The following is a 20,930-nucleotide window of genomic DNA, read 5'->3' as shown; positions in this document are numbered from 1 at the left end:
AGTCGCGTCCGAACCGGTTGTGGCAGACCAAAGGCCATTCGTCCACCCTCGTATGTGAAAGGCACTTGGCAAGTGATTTGTCTGTCAACTCGGGAAAATCGACAGTATCATAGCGTTTTCCGAACGTGCAAATTGCTTTCCCAATACGGCTAAGCGACCTCAAAAAGGCTTCCCGGCAACCTGAGTAACCTTCCGAAACGTCAGAGATATCCTTCTGTCACGGCCAACTTTCGCACCGTCCACGACATCTGACTTTCGGGCTGGAATTTCATGTGTCCAGTCATATCGGCCCGCCCCCTTTAGCAATATGCCTGAGCGGGGATGGAGCAGCACAGCAAGCAATCTGGAGCTAGACCGTTCCCGAAAAATCATCTCGCATTGAGACAAAAGGCTTATCGAAATGATTGTGTCATCGAAACACGGCACGCAATCGACGTGGGCGCTGATGCCCTGACCCGGCAAATACTCATTCGCAATAACCTGGTCTGGCAGTTCAGCGAAATATCCGCGCGTGACCAGTCGCTGCGCCAGGATTTCAAGCCATTCGGGCAGCTTGCCCAGGTAAGCATCTGCCGTAACGGCCCGCGCCCTATAGTCATAAAGATAACCAAAATGCTGCACGCGGCGCTTGAGTGTATTGCTCCATTTGCCTGCATCGAGCCGATCTTTGATCGCCTCCTCCTCTCCACGGGAAAGGAAGTCGGGAAAATACATGACGCCTGGAGGCAGAGCCTCCGCGTCCAAGACGCGATCCATCTGCGGCAACCTTCTCATTAACCGAAACACATAGGCCACAAGTTCATAACCCGCGTCGATAGCAAACCGCGTTGCCCAGATGGGCGGCTGATAACGCAGAAATATGCCGGCGGCCCAGTCGCGATCTATAAGGTCAGGGAGCGTTGGAACCGCACCCTTTCGGGGCGCGGTTCCTGCAGCTAGCCAAGCAATTCGATCATCGGGGATAATCTATTTGCGGCTACTCGAATGCTTCAAGCTAGCCAAGGCGCGCTTCAAGTTCGTTGACCTTGGCGATAAGGTGTACGACAATACGCTCGTACATGACGCCTTCCGCCACAGGCGTTGCGAGTTCGGTAACGACTTCTTCGCCGTCCTTGTCGAACGTCGTTTCGGTCGTGCGCCAATGAACGAGACGCGGATCAACCGCTGCAACCTCTTCAGCGATCAGGCCATAATACGACCAGTCTTTATTGTCGCCTTCGCAGAGCGAGCGATACCAGACCGGGCGCAGCTTCGAGATCAGATCCCGGCTCGCCTCGCTCAGGTCTTCGATCTCGGTCTTGTACTTTGCCGATGACGTGGACCGCGCCAGAGTATTGTTTGACGCGATGTTGACGTTAGCTGCCGAAGCGGTGGTCGTGCCGTAGACGCCGCCAGTCGGAATGACAAGCGCCGAGGCACTGCCACTCCGAAGACGGACATTCTGACTGACCGCAGCCCGCAGATCGAGTTCCCCGGCCGTTTTGATCAATGACCCTGCAAGCTCCACAGCACCGATCTTTGTGACCGAGGCGACAATTGCGTTGTCATACCGGAATTCCAACTTATCGTCGGCATCATCGTCGCGAATGATGGTCCAATCCGATGTTTCTGACGTGAAATCGCGCGTTAGCTGGATGACGCTGTCACCAACCGAATTGGCCTTGATGCGTGTTCCCACGCCATCACTCGAAACGAGGATTTCCTGACCGCTCGCCCCACCAATTGCAATCAGCGAGCCGGTGATATCAGCAGCAAGATCATTCATTCCCCAGCTTGCCGAGGAAGAAAGGGCATGTGCGATAATTCTCACGTTGCCGGTATTGCTGGTTCCAGTTACGACGCCTTGCTGATCAGCACCCGTAACACCGGCCAAGGCCGGGGTCTCGGTTGCCGAAAATTCGAAGGCGACGTTATCGCAGTGGTCGAGCTTGATAATGGTGTTGGAGCGAGTGCGGAGATTGCCGCCGAGCCACTTGTGCCCGCGAATACCCCGCACGCCGTTATCACCGTCTATGAGGATAGCCGTCTTCGTGTAGTCACCATCGGCAGGCGTGTGATGGTCTGCACCGCAATACATGCCGCAGTTGACCCATGTCGAACCGGTCAAGCCGTTGTCGACGCCATTGTTCTTGCCGAGCAGGGCAACGCTGGTGAAGTCGCAGTTTTCAGCACGGAAATAGTCGCTATCGACATTCTCCAGGGACTGCTGCGAGTGAAGGACGAACGACGCCTTTCCGGTTCCCCAATAACCGAAGATCCGGCAATCCTTGAGGACGCTGCCGTAGGAACGAACGACGAAACCGACGTTGTAATTTGCTCTACTGTCTGTCGAGCCCGTCGTTATCGTCCCACCGGAATTATAGACGTTCATGTCCTGCAGGATGCCGAGACCGCGGATGTCGCACGGCGACTTGAACAGGTACGAAAGACCATAGGTGAAGGAACTGAAGCCGTCCGATCTGTTCGTGGAGTAAGTCTTTGTGGCGGCACCCTTCAACCAAATGTTGGAACCACCAACAAGGTGCTTGTAGCCGGGGCGCACGTTGAGTTTGTCCGTGGTGGGAAGCCACGTGTAGATGTTTGCTCCGCCGACGCCACGAATACGAATTTTCTCGGGAAGGTCGATACTTCCGACAATGCCGATATTGATGGCATCGAGAACGATAGGGACGCCGAATGCGGCGGCATAGTCAAGAGTTGCCTGGAATGCCGACGTGTCGTTTGTGGTGTAGTCACCCACCACGCCGAGCGCCTTCGGATTCAATTCCTTTTCGGCGATCTCCCACCACGCACCGTCCGTGCTCTGCTTGTGCCACGGCTTGACCGGAGAAGGCGTGGAGATGCGCTTCTTGATGTGGCCACCGCCGTCGCCCGGCGTAAGATAGCCGGCTGTGCGGACGTCCAGTTCACCGCCCGCAATCGATGCTCCCAGAAAGTCAGCCTCAGTCGAAAACAGAATTGTCATTGTGATTTTCCTTCAGTGTTCGAAAATCCGTCGCTCTTGGATGCGAAAGCCCCGTTCTCCGATCACTCCGGGACGGGGCTTGATCGCTCACTCATGTTACGGCCGCCGAACGAGGCGGGGACAAACGCTGGAAGATTTTCTCATCGATTACAGAATTCATGCGGTGCTGGTTGCCTCTCCATCGGGAAATCACGATCCTTCAGACCCATCCCATAATTGACTGCTTGGCAGTATCTGGTCCCCCGACCGCGCTATTGCTGAAAGTGGGCACACGCTAAGTGCTCCGCGCGGAGGCACGCCCGCGCTAAAACTGCGCCAACGCGTGACCGTGTGAGGGAAAGAGCAATTTTGCGGGCTGTGCTAAACGTGGGCTAGCGTGTTGCCAGCACAAGCGGGCCCAAAGATCTTTTAGAAGACCAAATGATTTTAATGGCTTAGAGTGGTGCCCGGAGGCGGATTTGAACCACCGACACGCGGATTTTCAACTGGTTGAAACATCCGCTAAGCCGTTGGTTTATATGCCTCATCTATGTGCATGTGCTAGAAATGCGCTAATTTTGCGAGCCGGCTATATACCTGCAGCTTTTCGTAACGCTTCATTCATCCGGCCCTGCCAGCCTTTGCCGCTCGCTCGAAACTTAGCAATCACGTCTTCGTCCAACCGGAGGGTGACTTGCTTTTTCGGATGCTCCAGCGATGGGCGGCCACGCGATCTGCGATGCTCTTCGATAGCTTTAAAAAACTCAGGCGGCAGCACCTCTTTCGCCGGGCGCATGTTGGCAAGCTCTTCGTCGGTCAACTCGGGAAAATCGACGGCATCCCAGTCTTCTTTTGTATAACCGTGACCTGGCTCGAACGTTTTCAATTTTTGGGTCTTGGTGGCCATGGAAGCCTCCTTCTTTCTCTGTCGCTTGCAGGGCGAAAGCTGATGATCGATATAGCTTCCGTTCCGAGTGTCGCGAAAATGACTGCTGCCGTCCCATCCCGAAAATAACCGATAGCCTTGAAGCGCCTTCCGCCTGAGGCATCTGGCTTGCTGTCCTCAATGACGGCACTCGCCCAATCAAGGTCGCTTACATCGGCAAAATCGAAACCATGCTTTTCAAGGTTGGCTCGCCGCTTGGGTTCATCCCATACAATTTTCATGATTTAATGTAACTACATTTATGATGGATATCAAGCCGCATATGGCGTGGAAACGTGGTAGCCGACGCTGCTAAATAGCTTCACACAACTGCAAAGAAACATACTTAAAAACCTTTCCGTCAGAAATCATTCCGGCTCTTCCCCTATAAAAGCGGACGCGGGGTAATTTCACAGAAAGAGTAGCAGCGGCTCAAAGTCGAGTAGCGTATTGGAGTGTCGTGCATGTCTGAACTGGATGATCTTCTCCGCCAGAAAGCAGAAATCGAAGCGCGCATCGTTGAGGTTCGAGCGAAAGAAATCGACCACCTAAAACTCGAATTCGCTAACCTGGCGTATAAGCTCAGAGAGTTGAATGGCCTGCCTAAAGCGCTTGTAGAAATCTTCACCGACAAAGCGGGGACATTCAATTCTTTCCGCGTTATGAATGTGAAGAAGCTGTAGCCGTCCCCGGTTTGTGCGAGATCAAGCTATGGACTTGGCGTATCTAGCGAGAAACGCGGCCTCGGCCGAACGCGCGCGATCAAGAATACTACGCTCGGGATTTACGATCAGCGGCCATAAAATCTGGACGGAAGAAGAGGACCTGGTCTGTAGGATTTTCTATCCTGACTATTTCGCCATACGTCAGATTTTGAATACACGGTCAAAAAAGGCAATCCAAACACGTTGCCAAAAATTAGGTTTGGTGCCTCCCAGGCAGTCCTGGCAGTGGTCAGCGAGACAGCAACTACGGAAACTCTATCCGGAGGCTAGAAAAGAGGAAATCTGCGAGGTTTTCCCCGGGGTGGACTGGCGGAGAATCCAGTCAGCCGCCCGCTATTACGGATATCGTCGAAAGAAAAAGCCTTACAAGATCACCGGCATTATCTCGCTCGATCAAAGTCGAAGCCGTTGTTATGATATAGGCTGGACCATGCGCGACTTCGACGAGGAAGCCGGAACGAAAAGATATTTTCAAACCCGCGGCTACCGCAGCAAATATCCGAACTTTAGAGCTATCAATCGAGGTGTAAGGGCGCTCGGGGGACGCCTCGAAATTCGGTGGGATGAGCAACGCTAATTCTCACTGGGCGTTTTACGGCCCCCAGCAAAATGTTTCCCCGTATGGCTAAGCGACTGTTTGGCTAAGCTGACAACAGCCCTCGAACCGCAAGGAGCTGAGGGCTGCTTTAAAAAGGTTTTCCAGTAGCCTGGGTAACCTTTCGAAACGTCAGAGATATCCTTCTGCCGCGATTCACTTTCGTACCGTCCACGACGTCTGACTTTCGGGCTGGAATTTCGTGCGTCCAGTCATATCGGCTCGCCCCCTTCAGCAATATGCCTGAGCGTGGATGGAGCAACACAGCAAGTGATCTGGAACTAGACCGTTCCCGAAAAATCATCTCGCATTGCGATAAAAGGCTTATCGAAATGATTGTGTCATCGAAACACGGCACACAATCGACGTGGGCGCTTATGCCTTGACCCGGCAAATACTCATTCGCGATCACTTGATCTGGTAAATCAACGAAATATCCGCGCGTAACCAATCGTTCTGCAAGCGTTTCAAGCCATTCAGGTAGCTTACCTAGATAAGCGCCTGCCGTAACGGCACGCGCTCTATAGTCATAGAGATAGCCAAAATGCCGCACGCGGCGCTTAAGCGTATTGCTCCATTCTCCGGCGTCGAGCCGATCTTTGATTGTCTTCTCCTCCTCTCGGGAAAGGAATTCGGTAATGTATATGGCACCCGGAGGCAGGGTCGCCGCATCTAAGGCGTGATCCATTTGCGGCCAATCCTCTCCTTTAACCGAAACACGTAGGTCACAAATTCGTCGCTCTCGTCGACGGCTCCAACGCCGTCGTCCTTCGTCTTCACATGCGAGTAACCGGCATAGCCCGAAAAGCGGAACGGATAGGCAACAGGCAATGCGTAATCATTGCGCTCGGCTGCTCCATCCATGTCAAAAGCTCCATCATAGTGGGAGCTATTTACGACGGTAATCGCGACTTGCCCTTCGCCTGAAAGATGCGCCGCTGCACTCTTAAGAAAACGCCGAACCAGGATATGGTTGGGATTTCGCCCGTAACGAGGGTCACGACTGCCGACATTCGGGAACTGAAAAACAATTAAATCAAACCTTCTTCGACCAAACCATTGGGATAGATTTGTGGCATCGACACCTGCCATCGTGCTGACGCCTCTGCTCCGCAGAATTCTCGCATTTTGTCTCGTAATATCTGAATACTCATTCGTTGGCTGAAAGGTCGTCGCCGTCATGTTCGATGTTGCGCTACCCAGCAAACCCGAGAGAGCTACGGAAAAACTGAAGTTGCCTTCTCCTACTAGGAGTGTTGGCCCGGATTTCGCTGCCGCTTTGAAATCGAAGGGTGACTTAAAATCAAGAGCGCGTTTTAGCGCGATCGCAGAAAGCCAAAATCTTTGCCAGGCAATATTGTCGGCGATCCTTCGAACAGCATGCTCACCCTTTGACATCGTACTTGCCTCATGATCCGCTCATTTTTTACAAGTGTGTCATGAGAGATGGCGCCGAGGACGCTAACTTATCGACCACGCAACCACTCCGCGTTGCGGAGAAATTGCAATTTCGTTAAGGTGTTGAGATTATTACGGCGAATTTCGTTAGCGTCTCATGCCTGATTGAGAGAAATATCGTGAGTAAAATTTTTCATCCCCGCGGAGCTAATCGGGTGGACGAAATTTTAACCAGCTGCGTCCCTGTAAGGAAAAACCGCAATCGAGCCCGTGGCTTTGGAGCGGTCACGAATTTTCAATTGGAAAAACGGCAGATAACATCTTGTATTTATTGATGGTAATGCGCCTCGTGCTGCAAATGTGCTAGGAGATTTGAACAGTATCTTCGTTCGAAGCGTGTTAGTCGTTGTAGTTATAAGGATGGTTCTTTTTAAGTTTTCCCTGACACCAATCAGTGATTGCATCAACATAAAGAAAATGTGATAGATGGGGATGGGGTAGGGGTTTTCCGGGTTATCTATGTCAGCAGAGCCGAACCATAAGCAAATTCTTGTGGCCGTAACTGGTGCTCAGGGTGTCGGGAAGTCTACGTTTTGCGAAAGACTTCGGTCTGAAGTTGAGAAAATTACAAGAGCACCGGTAGCACTATTGGCCGGGCTCGGCGAGCAAATCCGAAAGCAAGGCATCGTTGTCGGAAATAAGGCTACCGGTGAAGGCGTCGCGGCGATCTATGCGGCGCACATGCTTAGAGAGAGAAACGCCCCGCCAGGAATTGTAATTCTTGATCGCTGCGCTGTCGACGCCGCAGCATACGTCCGTTCCCTTCCCGATCTACCGCCTGCCTACCGAGCCATGTATCACGAAACCAGTTGGTTGATGAGTAAGAAGCTATCTTACGTTGCTCATTTAACAAGGACCGGGATTTTTGAGCCCATACAGGTCAGCCACGAAACCAATGAATTCAGAAATGCTGTTGCTAACTTAATACCAAGCATACTTCGAGAGTTCGAGCTTCTTAGCGACGACTTCTATGCGGCAGATCAGGAGGCAATCCAGTTGGCCGTGCGCAGGATTACGCAGCTTTGGCAGGCGCGCGCATAAGCTATCCGATCCACCCAGCTACGGTGGAGGCAATCTTTCCTGCCTCCGAGACGGCAGCGCCCGCAAGTTTGGTTCCATCTGCCAATCCCTTCAGAAGTCCCAAAAGGCGCTCTTTATTCGGCGTGGAGGGCTCCGCTGCGATCGCCTCGACTACTGCGACAATCTCTTTGCTGTCATCGCTGGGCATATTCTGCTTAGCAACGAAGTTTAGAACCATTTCGAGAATTTCTCTGTCTGCAGTGAGAGCAGTGTCCATTTTTTGCACGGCGCCATGTGCGCTATTGATCATGTCGCCGGCCACGAGATTTTGAGCGGAAAGATTGCCATTCACGTTGAATGTCGGTCCAGTGTTCAATGTAAGTCCCCCGGGCAGAAGCGCAAATTGCTCTCCACCAAAAATCGCCAATCCTTGCGTAGCAAAGGCATCTTTCGCCTCGATCTGCCGCAACTCAGGATATAAGTGGGTATTGGCTGCGGACGCAAGGACCTTCTTTCTCAGCGAAGCTCCTGGTCCTGCGGCTTGAAAGCGGGATTTGATTAGGCTGGCGATATCTCCGTCTTCAATTTGCCGGGCCGCTAGGGAACAAAGCAGCACTTCTTGGACCATGGTATCTTTTTCTTGAGCAGCCCAATCCATAAGCTCAGCATTATACAGCTTGTCCTTTAAATCGACCACTCCGCGGGCCAAGCCTTCTCTTGCGGAAGGAGACTTATCCTGCCTAAGTTCGGACAGGACATCGGGGCTGAAACTGTTCAAGTTCGGCGATTGCAGCATCAGGCGATAAAGCCATTTTCTGACACTTTCCGGATGGCGAAGAACATCGTGGTCGGCAATTTTTAGATGCGTTACATTGTAGTCGGGACGCTCCCACAAAGCCCACACCGAATACTCTCTGATGTCATCCGATTGGTGACTATTCAATTCCCCCAGAAAAACCTCATTGGGATGGCGAGGGCTAAAGAGGTCTTCTGGAGCGCGGTTATAACCAGCAAGAAAAATTGCCCACTTTAACGTCAAATCATCTGCATCAACGGAAACGGTTACGGCTTCGGCCTCGTTTTTAAGCCAGGCATCAGGGGCGTAAAGTCTCGCTGCCAGAACTAGAGAAGTATCTTTTTCTAGTTTCGCTTCAGCACAAATCTCATTGATGCCGCGTCCACGGGCATTACGCAGTAGAGCGGCTGTACCCCAAGTTTGAGCTTCGCGATCCTGTTCAATCTTAAGTCGGTCAACAATTCTCACCGTATCATCGGGATCGCCGATTAACCCGAGAGCCTTAAGAGACCACCTCCGGACTAAGACATCTGCACCGTGAAGATGGCTATGTATTAGCGGTCGGATTTCTGTAGCATCTTGAAACTTTCTTTCTGCCTCATAGTGTCCGCAGATATCTTGCAGGGCTCTCTTGATTTGGCGCGGCGTATTGTCTAGCCGCAACGCATATTTCAAATAGTCAATATCAGCGTCTGATACCCACCTAGATCTGCGTATGGCGGAGCTCATTAGAGTGCTGACCCTCTAATTAGAGATACGAGCGTTCCCTTCAAAAGTAACTCTTTGGAAGTTTCGTCATACTGGTCGAAGGTATTTGCCGGCTTTCTTAAATCTATCCAGCGAAGATCATTGATCGACAGGGCTGCTTTGGTTGGTGAGAATTCGGGAGGGCATGCGTAACCCATCACCACATGCATTACGTTTGGATGTCGTGGTCCTTTTTTGATTAATACCCCAAGCCAAGGCTTCATCTGATCTTCGTATCGAGCTCGTTCAGCAAGTTGCATGGGCAAACCGATGCCATAACACAGTTCGTCGATACCATTCGCGACCACGCCAGCCATGCTCTCGAAAAGGAGATCGACGTCCTGCGCAAATACCGCTCCACCTATTCCGACACTTCGGCTGCCGTATAGAGGGTCTGTTATGGGACGGAATTTACCTGTTCGGAAGGACAGAACCTCCAACTCATGAAATACGACGACAAAGCTATGGACGGCTATCAGCTCCTCGTTGCGGGAGACTTCCAAGAATGGCCGATATGAATAGCGTCCGTCTCGTATAAGGCTCCGAAGTTTGGGGAGCGGCAGGATTATTCCATCCTCGACCTCGGAAGCGAGATCACCTGCTTTAACGGTCAAAATGTGATCTCTTTTCAGCTCCTTCTTTCGAGGGCGAGCATAGAATTCGGTTAAAACAGGTATTTTTTCCGCCGAGCCTTTCATTAATTCGCGTAGGAAGAAGGTGCCGGGCGCGGTGCGACAGAAAACCGAGGTCTCCCGGTTGCGAGCGATATCTTCGCTCAATCGAGCGTGTAGCGTTTTGTCCTGACGAGCGCCATGAAGGTGCCATGGCAACATGTTATTCGCATAGGCAAACGCGATCATCTCAGAAGGGCGCAGAGGGAGGCCTGTTGATCGGAGTACCGTTTCGGCCATATTTAGATAAGCATCTGCCAAAGTACGGTCTCAGCACAAAATATGGACATGCATGTAGAGTTAGCCTAAGCAGAATAGTGGCCATCGCGCAACATGCGGTTGCTCACCAGGAACACATTAGCCATGGATAAATCTGAGCAGATTGACGAGGTAATTCGCCAACTTAGGCGATTTCGCGATGCCCGAGATTGGAGCCGTTTCCATACTCCCAAAGATCTTGCAATCTCTGTGAGCATTGAAGCTGGTGAGCTACTAGAGTTATTCCAATGGCGGGAGGACGGCCATAATACAGCCGATTTAAAAAAGGAGCTAGTGGCAGATGAAGCCGCTGATGTACTACTGTACATTTTGATGCTTTTTGATCGGCTCGGGCTTGATCCTATTGAAGAAGCTCTCCGAAAAATCGCGAAGAATGAAAATCGATTTCCCGTAGATAAAACATTTGGCAGGGCTGGTAAATTTTAGATTTATATAATTAGGTAAGCTTAATATCTTGTAGTTCCTCGAACATGCGTTTCCCGGCGATAATGCGCTGCATATTCTGCAAACGACCTTCCGGCGCATCAGTAAGTGTCGAGCATATTGTTCCACAGTCGCTTGGTAACACACGGGCTGTTTTACCGCGCGGTTTCGTGTGCGACCAGTGCAATAATTACTTTGCGCGCAAGATCGAGCAGCCCTTACTGGCTGACCATTCATTTCGCAATCTTCGTGCTTGGTATCAGGTGCCAAACAAAAGAGGCCGCACTCCATCTTTATACGGGTTTCTTGCCGGAACGGAAATTGAGATTGAGCTCCGCCTGAGGAACGGTGTCGTTGAAATCCAATCCGAGCGCGCAGGGCAAGCCGAGGAGTTTCATCAAAAAATACGTGCAAACGAGCAATCGAAGAAAAAAACGGCCTTTTTATTTGAACGGCGGATGGATCCACCCAAGAAACTTATGTCGAGATTGCTCGCGAAAATGGCCTTGGAGTTGCTCAGTCTTCGCTTTCTTCATGCCCCTCAGTTGATTGACCTCTTGATAGATGACGACCACTGGGAGCCAATTCGAAGGTGGGCTCGATTTGGCGACAATTTCGATGATTGGCCATATTGCTATCGCAGCGTGTTTCCCGAAGAAACTATGATGCACCATCCTGAAACCAGCGCGTGGGTTCAGGCTGGCTATAGCCTCGATTTATTCATTACAAAGCGACGAGAGACGTTCTTGGCCTTTATTCTTTTTGGCCATGAGTTTGTCATCAATGTAGGCGGTCCTTCTGTGAAGGGATATGCGGAATGGCGACAGCAGCACAAGGACATCAGTCCACTTGTTGAACGTCTGGGTATGCGGCTTGATGTTGACCTTAGCGCCTCACCGCCTACTGCTTGCCTGGTCGGCAACGCAGTAGCTGGAGCTGGAATAATGTTCGATCGGGCACAAGGCATACATGGCGTTTAAGGGCTGGTTACGCGGTTTTAGTAATCGGCGCATGATCGTAGTATGCTCCAGGTAGTCCAAAGGTCCAAATTCTTTACACCTAATGAAATGCATATTTCCTGAGGTTTCCGCTCCAAACGGCCCTTAGCCATTGAACCCGTAGAGCAATTCCGGCCGCGTAATCGCTGCTCGCCCTTTCCCCTCATCGGCAACATAACGAACGGCATGGAAACGCTGCCTTTCGTGAGGTTCTGATGAAGCAAGCTCGGGTTTTAACGGATGCGGAATTCAAGCGGCTGCTGGCCGTTGTCGCGCAGATGAAACATGCGGGACGCAACCGGCTGGCGCTGATGCTTTCGCATCTCGCGGGGCTGCGTGTTGGCGAGATTGCCGCGCTGACCGTGCGCGACGTTATCGACGGCGATGGCAAGGTGCGCGAGCAATTGCGTCTGAGCGCGGAAGTCACCAAGGGCGGGCATGCGCGTGTCGTATTTCTGAACGACAAGCTGCGCCGGGAGATCGAAAGGCATCGGGACGAATGGTCCGAAGACCGCGCAGCCGATATGCCGTTGCTGCTGACGCAGAAGCGCACGGCGTTCTCCGCGAATACGCTCTGCCAACTGCTGGGACAGCTTTACCGAAGCGCCGGTCTCGACGGTGCCACATCCCATAGCGGCCGGCGCTGGTTCATCACAAGGCTCGCACATTCGGGTGTCAGCCCGAAGGTCATCATGACGCTCGCGGGCCACCGTAACCTGACAACGACGCAGCGATACATAGATGTACGCGACGACATGATGAAGGCGGCGGTCGATTTGCTGTAGCCGGGTTGTTGGGAAACACGACCGCTCATCTGTCAGGGCATGACCACCCGACCGCGCCCCAGCCAGCCCGAAAGCTTCTCTCTCAAGGATAGCGGAATGCTGGACAGGCGCTGTCGCGGTTCGTCCCGAACCGGTTCTGTTGCGCGATGCCGAGCTACCCATTCCAGCATATCGGCACGGTGCTTGCGGTCGCGTTCGTGCCGTGTCGCTTCCTCGTGAAGCCCTGCCAATGCTGCATCGTCACCGGCAACACCATCTTGAAGCTGTCCGGCAAGATAGGCAATGACCTCATCCGGCACCTTTCGATCCCTCGCACTCATCGACGTGAGATAACTTGGCCCCTTGCCGAGCATCCGCGCCGAAAAATCGGCCTTGCTTTGCACGAGCCCCACCTGCTGCATGCGCTCGCAGACGGTTTCCAGAAATTCGATGTCGTTGCTCATTTCGCTCCCTCCTTCAATACATGCGGTTCTGACCTGTTTGACGCAGACTTCCGCTGCTGACCGCTAAATAGCTGAGATATTTATCGGAACGATGCTGCTGAAGGAGCAGCGGGAGGACGGCATGGAGCATAACAACAAGGAACAACGTCAGCGTCTGCGGGACGCCTATATGAAGCTTGGACTGCAAATGCAGCCGACTGCCTTTGTCACCCTGACGACGAATGACACGGCCAGGACCGATCCTCGCGAGAAGAAGGATCAGAGACCACCCAAGGCGCTGACGTGGAGATATCAGGGCGAACCGAAAGTGTCGGAGATATCGAAGACGCTGGATATGACACGTTTGATCGGCGAATATCTCGCCATGATGGATCGAGCGCTGCTCGGCCGGAAGTGGAGCCAAATTTCACCAGATCAGCGTACGGACGGTCTTTTCATTATCGAGCATACCAAGACGAATATTCACGCCCACGGGCTTCTGCGCTTTCCGGCCGTGAAGAGCCACGATCTTGAAGTCCTGACGCTGATGAAGTGGAACCGACTGACACAATCCGGCGATACGGATTTTCAATCGATCTACGATGTGGACGGCGCGGCTGACTACTGCACAAAAGAAATGAACAGCATGCAATTCAGCCCGGATCAGGTCGTCCTTGCCCGGCAGTTCATGGCTGCCTGACACATACGTCCGCAATGACACCACCCTGGCCTCGCCGGTGGTCACTCGTGCGTACGGATTGACATAACGATTGCTGCTCTCCCAGAGCGGCAGTTGAAAACCATGAGTAAACGACAAGGTTCAAGAGGAACCAAGAACGTCTTCGAAACACATGCGCCGACCCTGATACGGTCGAAGACGACAAACACTCGAATATCAAGACTATCGAAAATCCCACCGAATGATCCGCCCGGATCGAAACTCCCCCGAACATCGCATATGGCTTTGCCGATGACGCATAGCGAAACTATCGGCTACAATAAATTGGCAAGGAATTCATCGCAATCTCGGCCATGACCAGCATTTCTCCCCACGTCGATCACTCCATTTTCCCCCACTATACACATGTTCCTGCTGTTCAACGTCTGCGCGATGTTTTCCGGGCAGACGTTGTGCCGATGAGTACCGTTGCTGCTATAGCTCTGTTCGAGCAGCTATGGTTCCTTCACGAAACTGCACGGCTCGACCACTTTATCAAACAGAGAAACCCTACGGGACGCTACGGAAGAGGGCGAGGGCCATTCCGCAGGGTGTTACCCCCGCACATCCCCTTGCGAGGTTTCACCTTACAGCAATTGGCGCTCATCAAGCTCTACTGGCCGGAGCCTTGGCCAATTCCCGACAAAATCAAACTATCACCTAAGCGTTTGGCGCGAGGTGCTTTGGTTATTCGCAAAGCACTTTACGACTTTCTCAACGATGGCATGTTTCCGCGTGAACGCGCCATTAAACGGGCGCTTGATGAGAACAAAATAGAAGCATGGTCATTTTTTCTGCGTGGGTCGGCCCAAGAACGGTTCGAGGCGATCAGCTATTATTATGAGCGAAAGCTTAAGAAGGGTTCCGCCGTTGCAGTCGGCCCATTTATGCAACGCATCGCGGATATGCGCGCGAAGCCATCCTATGATGCTTGTGTCATTCTGCGGAAAGTTGAATGTGAATTGGGAGATGCCCGCCATTTTTCCTCTGTCGATATTCAGAGGCTTGAACAGCGTTATTACGTGGCATCACTTCCAAACTTTCCTGCCTTGAAAGCCATCCAGTCACGCACGGCGAGACTGGCCATCTGCATCGAGGCCGCCGTGCAGGTCAGCCCGAACAGCAAGCGCCTTCGCCTGGATTTGACTTTGGCGGAGCAGGTTGCGCGCAAATACAATGCGTTTCTCATGTCGGAAACCGGACCTCAAAAATCGACCGCGCCTAAAGCATTGAAAATAAAAGAATATCTACGAAACCTCCGAAAATAATATTCGGTGATGATTTTGTGGGTCCGGGCGATCTTCTGGCTGTCAATCACGACATACAGGAGAGATAAATGTCTGAAACTACGCAGAAGAACGTTGCTGCAAACGCCCCTGCGGCCCCGCGCAACCTGGCCGAACAGATGCAGGCTGAAACCAGCCTGAAGTCCAAGGTCACCACACTGCGCGCCGCGCGCCAAGCGTGGGAAGCCGGTGAGCTTGCCGTGAGCAATCGCCGCAAGTACGAAATCCTTGCCGAAACCTATCGGCTTCAGCTGTCCTCGACTGCGGAAGAGCTTCGTGAGGTTGCCAACATCTTCGACATCAGCATGAACGCGGCGACCTCCTCGGCCTTGCTTGCCGTCAAGATCGTATTCGGTGATACGGATCGCCGCCGCGCAAGTTCGCTCGGCAAGGTCCTTGAAGCCGCGGAAGCGAAGAAGAAGGCCCCCGAAGACCTGGTCCAGTGGATCAAGGATGAGGGCGGCATTGAGAACATTCGTCTCCAGAAGACGAAGTCGTCGGTCGAGAAACCTTCCGAAATCGGCAAGGCGAAGGCGCGTAAGCAGCAAACTCCGGTCTTTGTCATCCCGGCTGCGCAGGCCGCGGACATGAAGGATGGCGCCGATGGCTTCCTCGTCCATATCAGCCGCCGCAACCCGAATAGCGGCCACGATATTCTGTTCACGCTGAATACGGATGCGGTTCTCAACGCTGTTTTCGCTGCCATCGCGAAGACCAGCGAGAGCGAAGACGCCGAGGCACCGGAAAGCGAAAGCAAGACCCTGTCCGTTGCCGTCAACGGTGTGGCGGCAACCGGCCTCAAGGCTGCGATGGAAGACGCCGTACAGGGTTGACCTTACTGGGGTGGCTATGTGCCACCCCACAATTCCCGAACATGGAGATTACGATGAATTATGCCGTCACCTACGGACCGAAAGTGCTGTCCGACTTTCGCCACTTCGATCAAAAGCTTGCCGCAATAAGCTATGTCGGTGGCAACAACACCCGGCCTCTCCTGCTTTATGGGCCGGCTGGAACCGGCAAGACTACTTTCGCGTGGATACTTGCCGAAAATCTCTGCGCAGACGTGTCGCAGCACGATATCCTTTTTATCAACGGCAGCATGGAGAATTCCATCGACACCGTACGCGAGAAAATCGCGACATTCGCATCGGTGACGAAGTTCAACGAGAAGCAGTTGAGCATCATCATCATCGATGAAGCGGATGGCTTTTCCGGTTCGGCGCAAAATGCCCTCAAGGCCGAAATCGACAGGTTGATGCCGTATACGCTGTTCATCCTGACGACCAATCATCTTGAGAAGTTGGCCGGACCCATTCGCGACCGTTGCAAACTCGTCCACTGCCCGTGGCCGATGCCTAGTGAGCTTCTGCCGCTGGCGCAGACGATTTTGGCGGCCGAAGGCGATGCCATTTCCGACGAAAAGCTCTTGCAGGTGTTAGGTGCCGATTATGCCTACATCCGAGGGCTGAGCTATCGGCAGATGTTCCAGCGCCTTGAGGAGCTGGTTGTTCTCCGCAGGATGCGGGCCACAGGGAACAATCCGGCTGAAGACGCCAAGTTGGCGTGAAACACGACAAATCCGGGGTCAAATAGGCCCCGGATCCCTCCCCAGATGAAAATCAGAGCTTGAAGGAGCAATTCCATGCTTAGCGATGTATTGGCTGATGCCGAGACTGCGATCTATCGTTACCAAACCGAGTGGGATGAAATGTACGGGCCATTGGCCGAGGAAATCAACGAAGTCCGCTGCCGGATGGTCGTGCTTCAGATGAAGCTTGACCAGAGCGTTCCAGATGATTGGCTTGATAAGAACCCCATCTACGCGGCTGCGAAGGCTGGTGATATAGCGCCGCATGACGCCTACATGCGCAACGAGGACGATAGTGTGCTTGCGAACTATCGAAGTGAGTTCGCGGCTTATCTCGCCAGCAAGGCGAGAGAGTAATTGCCATGACCCTCAAACCTGCAAGGTGGGACAATCTACTCCGCGACTTGGAAACAACGGGCGGCTGGAGCGTTTTGACGATAACCTTGGAAGTTCACCGGGCGGGTGTGGTGTCGCGTTGGCACCACGCCCACGAAAACTGGCCGTTTGACGACGGTCTTGATCTTGATAACCTCATCCAGGAGCTTTCCGAATTCGCCGTAGAGTATCCAAGTTGCTGGACGTTCCTGCATCATCCGGACGATGTCGGGCTCCTTCCAGATCAAATATTGAATGATTGGAAGCTGACATCGCCCAACGGGGTTTATCTCCGCTGTTCTATAGATGGCAGCTTCGACGCGAACCACTGGTTCGCTGCGATGTTTGCTGATGATAGGCAAGGTAAGGATGCAGCCACGGTGTTCAAGCTTGCACTTCTCGATTGATAACGGGCTCCGCGGTTGCCCCCGACCGCGGCCTCTCTCGTGCACAAAAATGCCGCCTATACCGTTCGGCTGTCAGCCAAATCACGCGGTGCCGTCTGCGAAAAGAAATAGTCGTCATAGATCGACTGAACGGGTAGCACATTCCAGGCTGAATTTTCCCGGCAAGCCTGATCAAAAACGCTTCGGGCCGCTTTCGATGGGGGCGGGGCTGCGAGCCGGGACACACAGCCGGTCATCCGCAAGACGGCAAGCTCTGGCTCTTCGACAATCCGGCCTGTCATCGCGGCGGCTTCCAGATATGCGCTGATCGGCATGGAAGCCGAGAATGTTTCGTCGCGAACGAGATCGATGCCGAGCATCGGGCGCAACGCCATGATGTCAGAAATCCACAAAGGCTGAAACACCGGCCCGCCGTCGGTGAGGTTATGCAGGGCATCGACGGCATGCCCGCACAGCCGGCTGCGGGTCAGCAATATGACGACATCGCCATTCGGATCGTAGAGCCGAGCAACCGGCGGGAAATTTGCCTTCTGCCGCGCGTGCCAATGCAGGCGACGAAGCAGGGTGTTCGGGAACAACCGTCGATATCGACCGGGCCGATCCATCTCGTGGACGGTGACGGCTTTGCCATCGCTCAGCGCAAACAGCAGGATTGCGCGCCATGACAACGCCGAAAGATAGTTACGGTGGTGCAATTCCCCGTCGATCTCGTATCGCAGGTTCAGCGACGTGCCTTTGCGCTTAATCTTGTAGAGGCGTTCGGACCCCACATGCAGATCGGTCATGAATAGCATGGCCAAGTCGATATGTGCCTGTGGCGACTTCTCGTCGTGATCGTCGTTTGAGGAATTCTGCATCTCGTCTCCGCTCGATTTCGGCGAAACAAAATTCCAGATGGCGCAAAGGGCGAGCAGAGAGTGCCGTCGTCCGGTGCGCTGGCGGGACGCGTGCTGATCGCCGTTGCATCCGCTGGCAACGCGCATCGCGCAGACGCACGGGGACGTCAAGGAACGCGGCGAAGGGCAAATATGCATGCGACAGCGCGGAGACCCATGCGCGCGTCCGTGGCGCTCTTTGATAGCGTTCCGGCAGGGTCGGAACGCGCGAAGGCCATAGGATCATTTATGATCCTATGGCCTTCGGATGCTTGTCCCGCGAAAACTACGCGGTTTACTTCGGCTTGCGCAGCATCTGGCCGCGCTCGGCGGCTGCAGCGGTCAGTTGCGCATCGAGTTCACCAGCCCGGACAGCTTCAACGAGAGTGTCGAGGACCTTCGGCAGTGCGGAAAACTCGCCCGCCTCGATGGCGTTCTTGTCCTTGGCGAATTCGATGGGCTTGCCCGCATAGCGGAACGCGAAGAACACCTTGCCGTTGCCATCAGTGAACCAGCCCTGACGCACACGCTTGGCCGTTTCGACCTCGACGCGGACACCTTCTGCGTTCTTCTGGCGCACGATATGCATGGGCGTGAACGCCTGACCGGCGATCTTCGCCTCGGCCATCTGCTTCTGCTCGGCCAGCGCCGCGATCATCTTCTCCCGCGCACGCTGCACCGGATCGACGGCAGCGCGAACCGGGACTGCGGAGGTGAGCTTGAGAGCCTTGAGGTGGGACATGCTGTGATCCTTTCCGAAACCGTTGAACGCGTTTCCCGGATACAGCCGTCTGCCAAAAGGTCGAGCGAAGAGTTAGCCTGACTGTCGATCCCAATGTGAGAAAACGCTTCTCTAAACTCGAATGTCAAAAACGAGAAAACCCGCCAGAGTGGCGGGTCTTGATGGTCATGAGCCAATTCAGAATATCGCCTAGGTTACCAGTTCCGTCCAAGTGATCCCGATGAAATCAATGATCGTTGGGAAGGTGACATTGTGGTTGGTGCACATCCCGAGATACGTTACTGCGATCAGGAGAGAGATGAGGTGCCGCGAATGATAAAGTTTTCTCCTCCAGGAAAGGCGCTTCTTGCAGGGCCATTCGGCGAAGGTGACAAGAAAGTAGCAGATTGCGATAAGAGCATACGACATCTTGGTCTCCTAAGTTTAGTTTCGGAATGCCTCTTCGATCTGAGGCACCCCTAAATTAGGCGCCAGTTTTTGAGGCGTAACCGATACTTTTGCGGAAACTTTCAGTGAGAGTGAGCTATGGCGAACAAGGAAAAAACTGAGACCATTTTGTCAAAGCGCCTTCGTGCGGCAATGAGCCAAATGAAAATGGATGAAAGGGCGCTTGCAGACGCGGCGGAACTCACGGCTCCGGCTATCAGGAAAATGCTGCTAGGGAAAACAAGAATAGTCAGGGAAAAAAATCTTCAAAAACTCGCAGCAGCCTTAAACAAACCGGCAAGCTATTTTCAGGCTGACGACAACGCACATGTGTCAACCACCGCGAGTGCAGATGAATATGATCTTGAGACTGTCTACGGTCCTTCAGTGCGCGCAGCTTTGCGATTGGGCGCCACTAAGACACTGTGGTTGGCATACGATACGGCTCCGGACCGGCGTTATGAGCCGGAAACCTTGGTGGGAAACCTTAAGGACAGCGAGCCAGAGCTGCCGCCGTCGTTCCTAAACTACCGGCGGCACGTTGAAGAAGAAAATGAACGCCTGAAGAAAAATCCTGAGCTTGGCGAGCCGTTTTTTGACGGACCAACCTTTTGCCTTTCAAGATATCATCTGCGGCGATCTGAGGATGGTAGAGAGAAAAAAACGCTTTCAGTCGATTTCTCACGCTCACGTTATGCCAACAACGTGACTGCTAAGAGCAGCGCAGCAGTAAATCTTCGAAAAAGCGCGATGAAGAAATTTAATTTTCTTGATCAACCGATCGAATGGCTTGCATCGGGTGTTGGTGTAGCAGTGGTGGTGTTTTGCGACGGCGGCGCTAATTTCATCACGGCACGCCGTTCAGATCGTGAAAAATATCGCAGCCGAGAATGGGATATAAGCGTAGTTGAAGGCATCAACCCGGTTAAAGACCGGCGGCATCCGGAGGCCACACAAATATACATCCACGATGCCGTCGTTCGCGCTCTTAAGGCGGAGCTCGGCCTCGACGTTGCATTCGACGACGTGAACGTGATCGGATTTGGCGTCGATCTCGAATATTACCAATGGAATTTTATCGCGTACGTCGATGCTCCCTATACGTTTAGGCAGATCGAGGATCTTTGGCAGGACGCCGATGAAAAAGAGGAAACTATGGAGTTGCGCGCAATTCCAGCGACGCCGACAGGAGCGACTAATTTTATCAAGAAGCATGCTGTCTGGTCTTGTGGTATGGCGGCTGTCTATTTTGCGATGATCAAGAAGTTTCATGTCTCGCCAGAATGGCGAGATCAGTTTCATGCAGCGTTCGAACCTCCCCCAACGAAGGACGAGATTGGCTAGCGGATGTGACAATGATGCTATCACTACCGGAACAACTGCATGATATTCTCGGCGTTGCTGTTGGCGATCTGCAAGGACTGGATAGCAAGCTGTTCTTGCGTCTGGAGCGCCTTGAGCCGCGTCGAAGCTTCGTTCATGTCGGCATCGACAAGACGGCCAATGCCCTTGTCGATGGATGCCATGAGGGCTTGCGCGAACTCACTTTGCATGTCGATGCGCGTCTTGACCGCGCCGAGCGTGCTTGCCCCTGATATGACCTTCTCCAGCATGGCATCGACGCCGAACAGATAGTTGTCGAGATCGTTGGCGGGGTCGGTGATATCGACGTCCAGAATGTCGAAATCCGGCGCAGGGCCGAGATTGTCACCGACATTACCG

At 53.2% G+C, this 20,930-nt stretch carries 23 protein-coding genes and 1 pseudogene; 12 read left to right on the top strand and 12 right to left on the bottom strand.

Translation table 11 applies throughout. The features are described from left to right. Positions 1-159 precede the first annotated feature (159 nt). From AC1RWL_RS14325 to AC1RWL_RS14310, 4 genes are all read right to left on the bottom strand, one after another. Positions 160-756, bottom strand: a complete 597-nt coding sequence (locus AC1RWL_RS14325) for an alpha-ketoglutarate-dependent dioxygenase AlkB (RefSeq protein ID WP_493095073.1) — start codon at positions 754-756, stop codon at positions 160-162. Between the two features lie 238 nt (positions 757-994). Then, positions 995-2,965, bottom strand: a complete 1,971-nt coding sequence (locus AC1RWL_RS14320) for a tail fiber domain-containing protein (protein WP_493095072.1) — start codon at positions 2,963-2,965, stop codon at positions 995-997. Positions 2,966-3,533: 568 nt separating this feature from the next. Further along, positions 3,534-3,851: a BrnA antitoxin family protein gene (locus AC1RWL_RS14315; RefSeq protein WP_493095071.1), complete on the bottom strand. Its 318-nt coding sequence runs from the start codon at positions 3,849-3,851 to the stop codon at positions 3,534-3,536. Further along, on the bottom strand, positions 3,827-4,111 hold the full coding sequence (locus AC1RWL_RS14310; protein ID WP_493095070.1) for a BrnT family toxin: 285 nt from the start codon (positions 4,109-4,111) through the stop codon (positions 3,827-3,829). The genes AC1RWL_RS14315 and AC1RWL_RS14310 overlap by 25 nt, the downstream gene beginning before the upstream one ends. A gap of 222 nt (positions 4,112-4,333) precedes the next feature. Here AC1RWL_RS14310 and AC1RWL_RS14305 point away from each other — a divergent pair, with 222 nt between their 5' ends. Continuing rightward, the gene (locus AC1RWL_RS14305) at positions 4,334-4,552 is read left to right on the top strand and encodes a hypothetical protein (protein WP_313526810.1); all 219 of its coding nucleotides are present in this window, start codon (positions 4,334-4,336) and stop codon (positions 4,550-4,552) included. Between the two features lie 728 nt (positions 4,553-5,280). Here AC1RWL_RS14305 and AC1RWL_RS14300 read toward each other — a convergent pair. Both AC1RWL_RS14300 and AC1RWL_RS14295 read right to left on the bottom strand, forming a co-directional pair. Beyond that, complete coding sequence (locus tag AC1RWL_RS14300; RefSeq protein ID WP_493095069.1) at positions 5,281-5,877, bottom strand: alpha-ketoglutarate-dependent dioxygenase AlkB; 597 nt, start codon at positions 5,875-5,877, stop codon at positions 5,281-5,283. Further along, on the bottom strand, positions 5,862-6,587 hold the full coding sequence (locus AC1RWL_RS14295) for a class I SAM-dependent methyltransferase (RefSeq protein WP_493095068.1): 726 nt from the start codon (positions 6,585-6,587) through the stop codon (positions 5,862-5,864). The genes AC1RWL_RS14300 and AC1RWL_RS14295 overlap by 16 nt, the downstream gene beginning before the upstream one ends. Before the next feature lie 519 nt (positions 6,588-7,106). Between AC1RWL_RS14295 and AC1RWL_RS14290 the strand changes: the two genes are divergently transcribed. Beyond that, the gene (locus AC1RWL_RS14290) at positions 7,107-7,688 is read left to right on the top strand and encodes a hypothetical protein (protein WP_493095067.1); all 582 of its coding nucleotides are present in this window, start codon (positions 7,107-7,109) and stop codon (positions 7,686-7,688) included. 1 nt (position 7,689) lies between these two features. Here the strand turns inward: AC1RWL_RS14290 and AC1RWL_RS14285 are convergent, their stop codons facing one another. Then, on the bottom strand, positions 7,690-9,126 hold the full coding sequence (locus tag AC1RWL_RS14285; RefSeq protein ID WP_493158389.1) for a HEAT repeat domain-containing protein: 1,437 nt from the start codon (positions 9,124-9,126) through the stop codon (positions 7,690-7,692). Positions 9,127-9,191: 65 nt separating this feature from the next. Beyond that, complete coding sequence (locus tag AC1RWL_RS14280; protein ID WP_493158387.1) at positions 9,192-10,070, bottom strand: hypothetical protein; 879 nt, start codon at positions 10,068-10,070, stop codon at positions 9,192-9,194. Between the two features lie 174 nt (positions 10,071-10,244). Between AC1RWL_RS14280 and AC1RWL_RS14275 the strand changes: the two genes are divergently transcribed. The 3 genes from AC1RWL_RS14275 to AC1RWL_RS14265 all read left to right on the top strand — a co-directional run bounded on the left by AC1RWL_RS14275 (position 10,245) and on the right by AC1RWL_RS14265 (position 12,366). Beyond that, complete coding sequence (locus AC1RWL_RS14275) at positions 10,245-10,586, top strand: nucleotide pyrophosphohydrolase (RefSeq protein WP_493095064.1); 342 nt, start codon at positions 10,245-10,247, stop codon at positions 10,584-10,586. A gap of 44 nt (positions 10,587-10,630) precedes the next feature. Continuing rightward, positions 10,631-11,563: an HNH endonuclease gene (locus tag AC1RWL_RS14270; RefSeq protein ID WP_493158385.1), complete on the top strand. Its 933-nt coding sequence runs from the start codon at positions 10,631-10,633 to the stop codon at positions 11,561-11,563. 233 nt (positions 11,564-11,796) lie between these two features. Next, positions 11,797-12,366 carry a tyrosine-type recombinase/integrase gene (locus AC1RWL_RS14265; RefSeq protein ID WP_493095062.1) on the top strand — a complete coding sequence of 190 codons (570 nt, stop codon included), beginning with the start codon at positions 11,797-11,799 and terminating at the stop codon, positions 12,364-12,366. 32 nt (positions 12,367-12,398) lie between these two features. Here the strand turns inward: AC1RWL_RS14265 and AC1RWL_RS14260 are convergent, their stop codons facing one another. Then, complete coding sequence (locus tag AC1RWL_RS14260; protein ID WP_493095061.1) at positions 12,399-12,809, bottom strand: DUF6626 family protein; 411 nt, start codon at positions 12,807-12,809, stop codon at positions 12,399-12,401. A 91-nt stretch (positions 12,810-12,900) separates the two neighbouring features. Between AC1RWL_RS14260 and AC1RWL_RS14255 the strand changes: the two genes are divergently transcribed. The 6 genes from AC1RWL_RS14255 to AC1RWL_RS14230 all read left to right on the top strand — a co-directional run bounded on the left by AC1RWL_RS14255 (position 12,901) and on the right by AC1RWL_RS14230 (position 17,165). Further along, positions 12,901-13,488 (top strand): hypothetical protein, encoded by a 588-nt coding sequence (locus AC1RWL_RS14255; RefSeq protein ID WP_493095060.1) that lies wholly within the window; start codon positions 12,901-12,903, stop codon positions 13,486-13,488. Positions 13,489-13,820: 332 nt separating this feature from the next. Then, entirely contained in the window at positions 13,821-14,774 is a 954-nt protein-coding gene (locus tag AC1RWL_RS14250) for a hypothetical protein (RefSeq protein ID WP_493095059.1), read from the top strand. 68 nt (positions 14,775-14,842) lie between these two features. Further along, positions 14,843-15,625: a hypothetical protein gene (locus AC1RWL_RS14245; protein WP_493095058.1), complete on the top strand. Its 783-nt coding sequence runs from the start codon at positions 14,843-14,845 to the stop codon at positions 15,623-15,625. A 53-nt stretch (positions 15,626-15,678) separates the two neighbouring features. Continuing rightward, a complete protein-coding gene (locus AC1RWL_RS14240; protein WP_493095057.1) occupies positions 15,679-16,362 on the top strand; it encodes an AAA family ATPase in 684 nt (227 codons plus the stop codon). A gap of 75 nt (positions 16,363-16,437) precedes the next feature. Then, positions 16,438-16,740 carry a hypothetical protein gene (locus tag AC1RWL_RS14235; RefSeq protein WP_493095056.1) on the top strand — a complete coding sequence of 101 codons (303 nt, stop codon included), beginning with the start codon at positions 16,438-16,440 and terminating at the stop codon, positions 16,738-16,740. Positions 16,741-16,745: 5 nt separating this feature from the next. Then, entirely contained in the window at positions 16,746-17,165 is a 420-nt protein-coding gene (locus tag AC1RWL_RS14230) for a hypothetical protein (RefSeq protein WP_493095055.1), read from the top strand. 56 nt (positions 17,166-17,221) lie between these two features. On the opposite strand, the gene AC1RWL_RS14225 is transcribed toward AC1RWL_RS14230, so the two are convergent. Continuing rightward, positions 17,222-18,148, bottom strand: a complete 927-nt coding sequence (locus AC1RWL_RS14225; protein WP_493095054.1) for a DUF2958 domain-containing protein — start codon at positions 18,146-18,148, stop codon at positions 17,222-17,224. Between the two features lie 187 nt (positions 18,149-18,335). Next, positions 18,336-18,782 carry a DUF6641 family protein gene (locus AC1RWL_RS14220; RefSeq protein WP_493095053.1) on the bottom strand — a complete coding sequence of 149 codons (447 nt, stop codon included), beginning with the start codon at positions 18,780-18,782 and terminating at the stop codon, positions 18,336-18,338. A 525-nt stretch (positions 18,783-19,307) separates the two neighbouring features. Here AC1RWL_RS14220 and AC1RWL_RS14215 point away from each other — a divergent pair. After that, a complete protein-coding gene (locus AC1RWL_RS14215) occupies positions 19,308-20,552 on the top strand; it encodes a helix-turn-helix domain-containing protein (RefSeq protein WP_493095052.1) in 1,245 nt (414 codons plus the stop codon). Between the two features lie 23 nt (positions 20,553-20,575). Here AC1RWL_RS14215 and AC1RWL_RS14210 read toward each other — a convergent pair. Next, positions 20,576-20,887, bottom strand: a pseudogene (locus AC1RWL_RS14210) (flagellin); the annotation flags it as partial. Positions 20,888-20,930 lie beyond the last annotated feature (43 nt).

The sequence above is a fragment of the Shinella sp. GW821-FHT10F02 genome, assembly GCF_058809275.1.
This window is presented reverse-complemented; position numbering and strand designations above follow the sequence as displayed.

Excerpts from the sequence above, each read along its gene's own strand:
- AC1RWL_RS14325 (WP_493095073.1), bottom strand. The coding sequence starts at position 756 with ATGGATCGCGTCTTGGACGCGGAGGCTCTGCCTCCAGGCGTCATGTAT.
- AC1RWL_RS14320 (WP_493095072.1), bottom strand. The coding sequence starts at position 2,965 with ATGACAATTCTGTTTTCGACTGAGGCTGACTTTCTGGGAGCATCGATT.
- AC1RWL_RS14315 (WP_493095071.1), bottom strand. The coding sequence starts at position 3,851 with ATGGCCACCAAGACCCAAAAATTGAAAACGTTCGAGCCAGGTCACGGT.
- AC1RWL_RS14310 (WP_493095070.1), bottom strand. The coding sequence starts at position 4,111 with ATGAAAATTGTATGGGATGAACCCAAGCGGCGAGCCAACCTTGAAAAG.
- AC1RWL_RS14305 (WP_313526810.1), top strand. The coding sequence starts at position 4,334 with ATGTCTGAACTGGATGATCTTCTCCGCCAGAAAGCAGAAATCGAAGCG.
- AC1RWL_RS14300 (WP_493095069.1), bottom strand. The coding sequence starts at position 5,877 with ATGGATCACGCCTTAGATGCGGCGACCCTGCCTCCGGGTGCCATATAC.
- AC1RWL_RS14295 (WP_493095068.1), bottom strand. The coding sequence starts at position 6,587 with ATGTCAAAGGGTGAGCATGCTGTTCGAAGGATCGCCGACAATATTGCC.
- AC1RWL_RS14290 (WP_493095067.1), top strand. The coding sequence starts at position 7,107 with ATGTCAGCAGAGCCGAACCATAAGCAAATTCTTGTGGCCGTAACTGGT.
- AC1RWL_RS14280 (WP_493158387.1), bottom strand. The coding sequence starts at position 10,070 with ATGATCGCGTTTGCCTATGCGAATAACATGTTGCCATGGCACCTTCAT.
- AC1RWL_RS14275 (WP_493095064.1), top strand. The coding sequence starts at position 10,245 with ATGGATAAATCTGAGCAGATTGACGAGGTAATTCGCCAACTTAGGCGA.
- AC1RWL_RS14270 (WP_493158385.1), top strand. The coding sequence starts at position 10,631 with ATGCGTTTCCCGGCGATAATGCGCTGCATATTCTGCAAACGACCTTCC.
- AC1RWL_RS14265 (WP_493095062.1), top strand. The coding sequence starts at position 11,797 with ATGAAGCAAGCTCGGGTTTTAACGGATGCGGAATTCAAGCGGCTGCTG.
- AC1RWL_RS14260 (WP_493095061.1), bottom strand. The coding sequence starts at position 12,809 with ATGAGCAACGACATCGAATTTCTGGAAACCGTCTGCGAGCGCATGCAG.
- AC1RWL_RS14255 (WP_493095060.1), top strand. The coding sequence starts at position 12,901 with ATGCTGCTGAAGGAGCAGCGGGAGGACGGCATGGAGCATAACAACAAG.
- AC1RWL_RS14250 (WP_493095059.1), top strand. The coding sequence starts at position 13,821 with ATGACCAGCATTTCTCCCCACGTCGATCACTCCATTTTCCCCCACTAT.
- AC1RWL_RS14245 (WP_493095058.1), top strand. The coding sequence starts at position 14,843 with ATGTCTGAAACTACGCAGAAGAACGTTGCTGCAAACGCCCCTGCGGCC.
- AC1RWL_RS14240 (WP_493095057.1), top strand. The coding sequence starts at position 15,679 with ATGAATTATGCCGTCACCTACGGACCGAAAGTGCTGTCCGACTTTCGC.
- AC1RWL_RS14235 (WP_493095056.1), top strand. The coding sequence starts at position 16,438 with ATGCTTAGCGATGTATTGGCTGATGCCGAGACTGCGATCTATCGTTAC.
- AC1RWL_RS14230 (WP_493095055.1), top strand. The coding sequence starts at position 16,746 with ATGACCCTCAAACCTGCAAGGTGGGACAATCTACTCCGCGACTTGGAA.
- AC1RWL_RS14225 (WP_493095054.1), bottom strand. The coding sequence starts at position 18,148 with ATGCGCGTTGCCAGCGGATGCAACGGCGATCAGCACGCGTCCCGCCAG.
- AC1RWL_RS14220 (WP_493095053.1), bottom strand. The coding sequence starts at position 18,782 with ATGTCCCACCTCAAGGCTCTCAAGCTCACCTCCGCAGTCCCGGTTCGC.
- AC1RWL_RS14215 (WP_493095052.1), top strand. The coding sequence starts at position 19,308 with ATGGCGAACAAGGAAAAAACTGAGACCATTTTGTCAAAGCGCCTTCGT.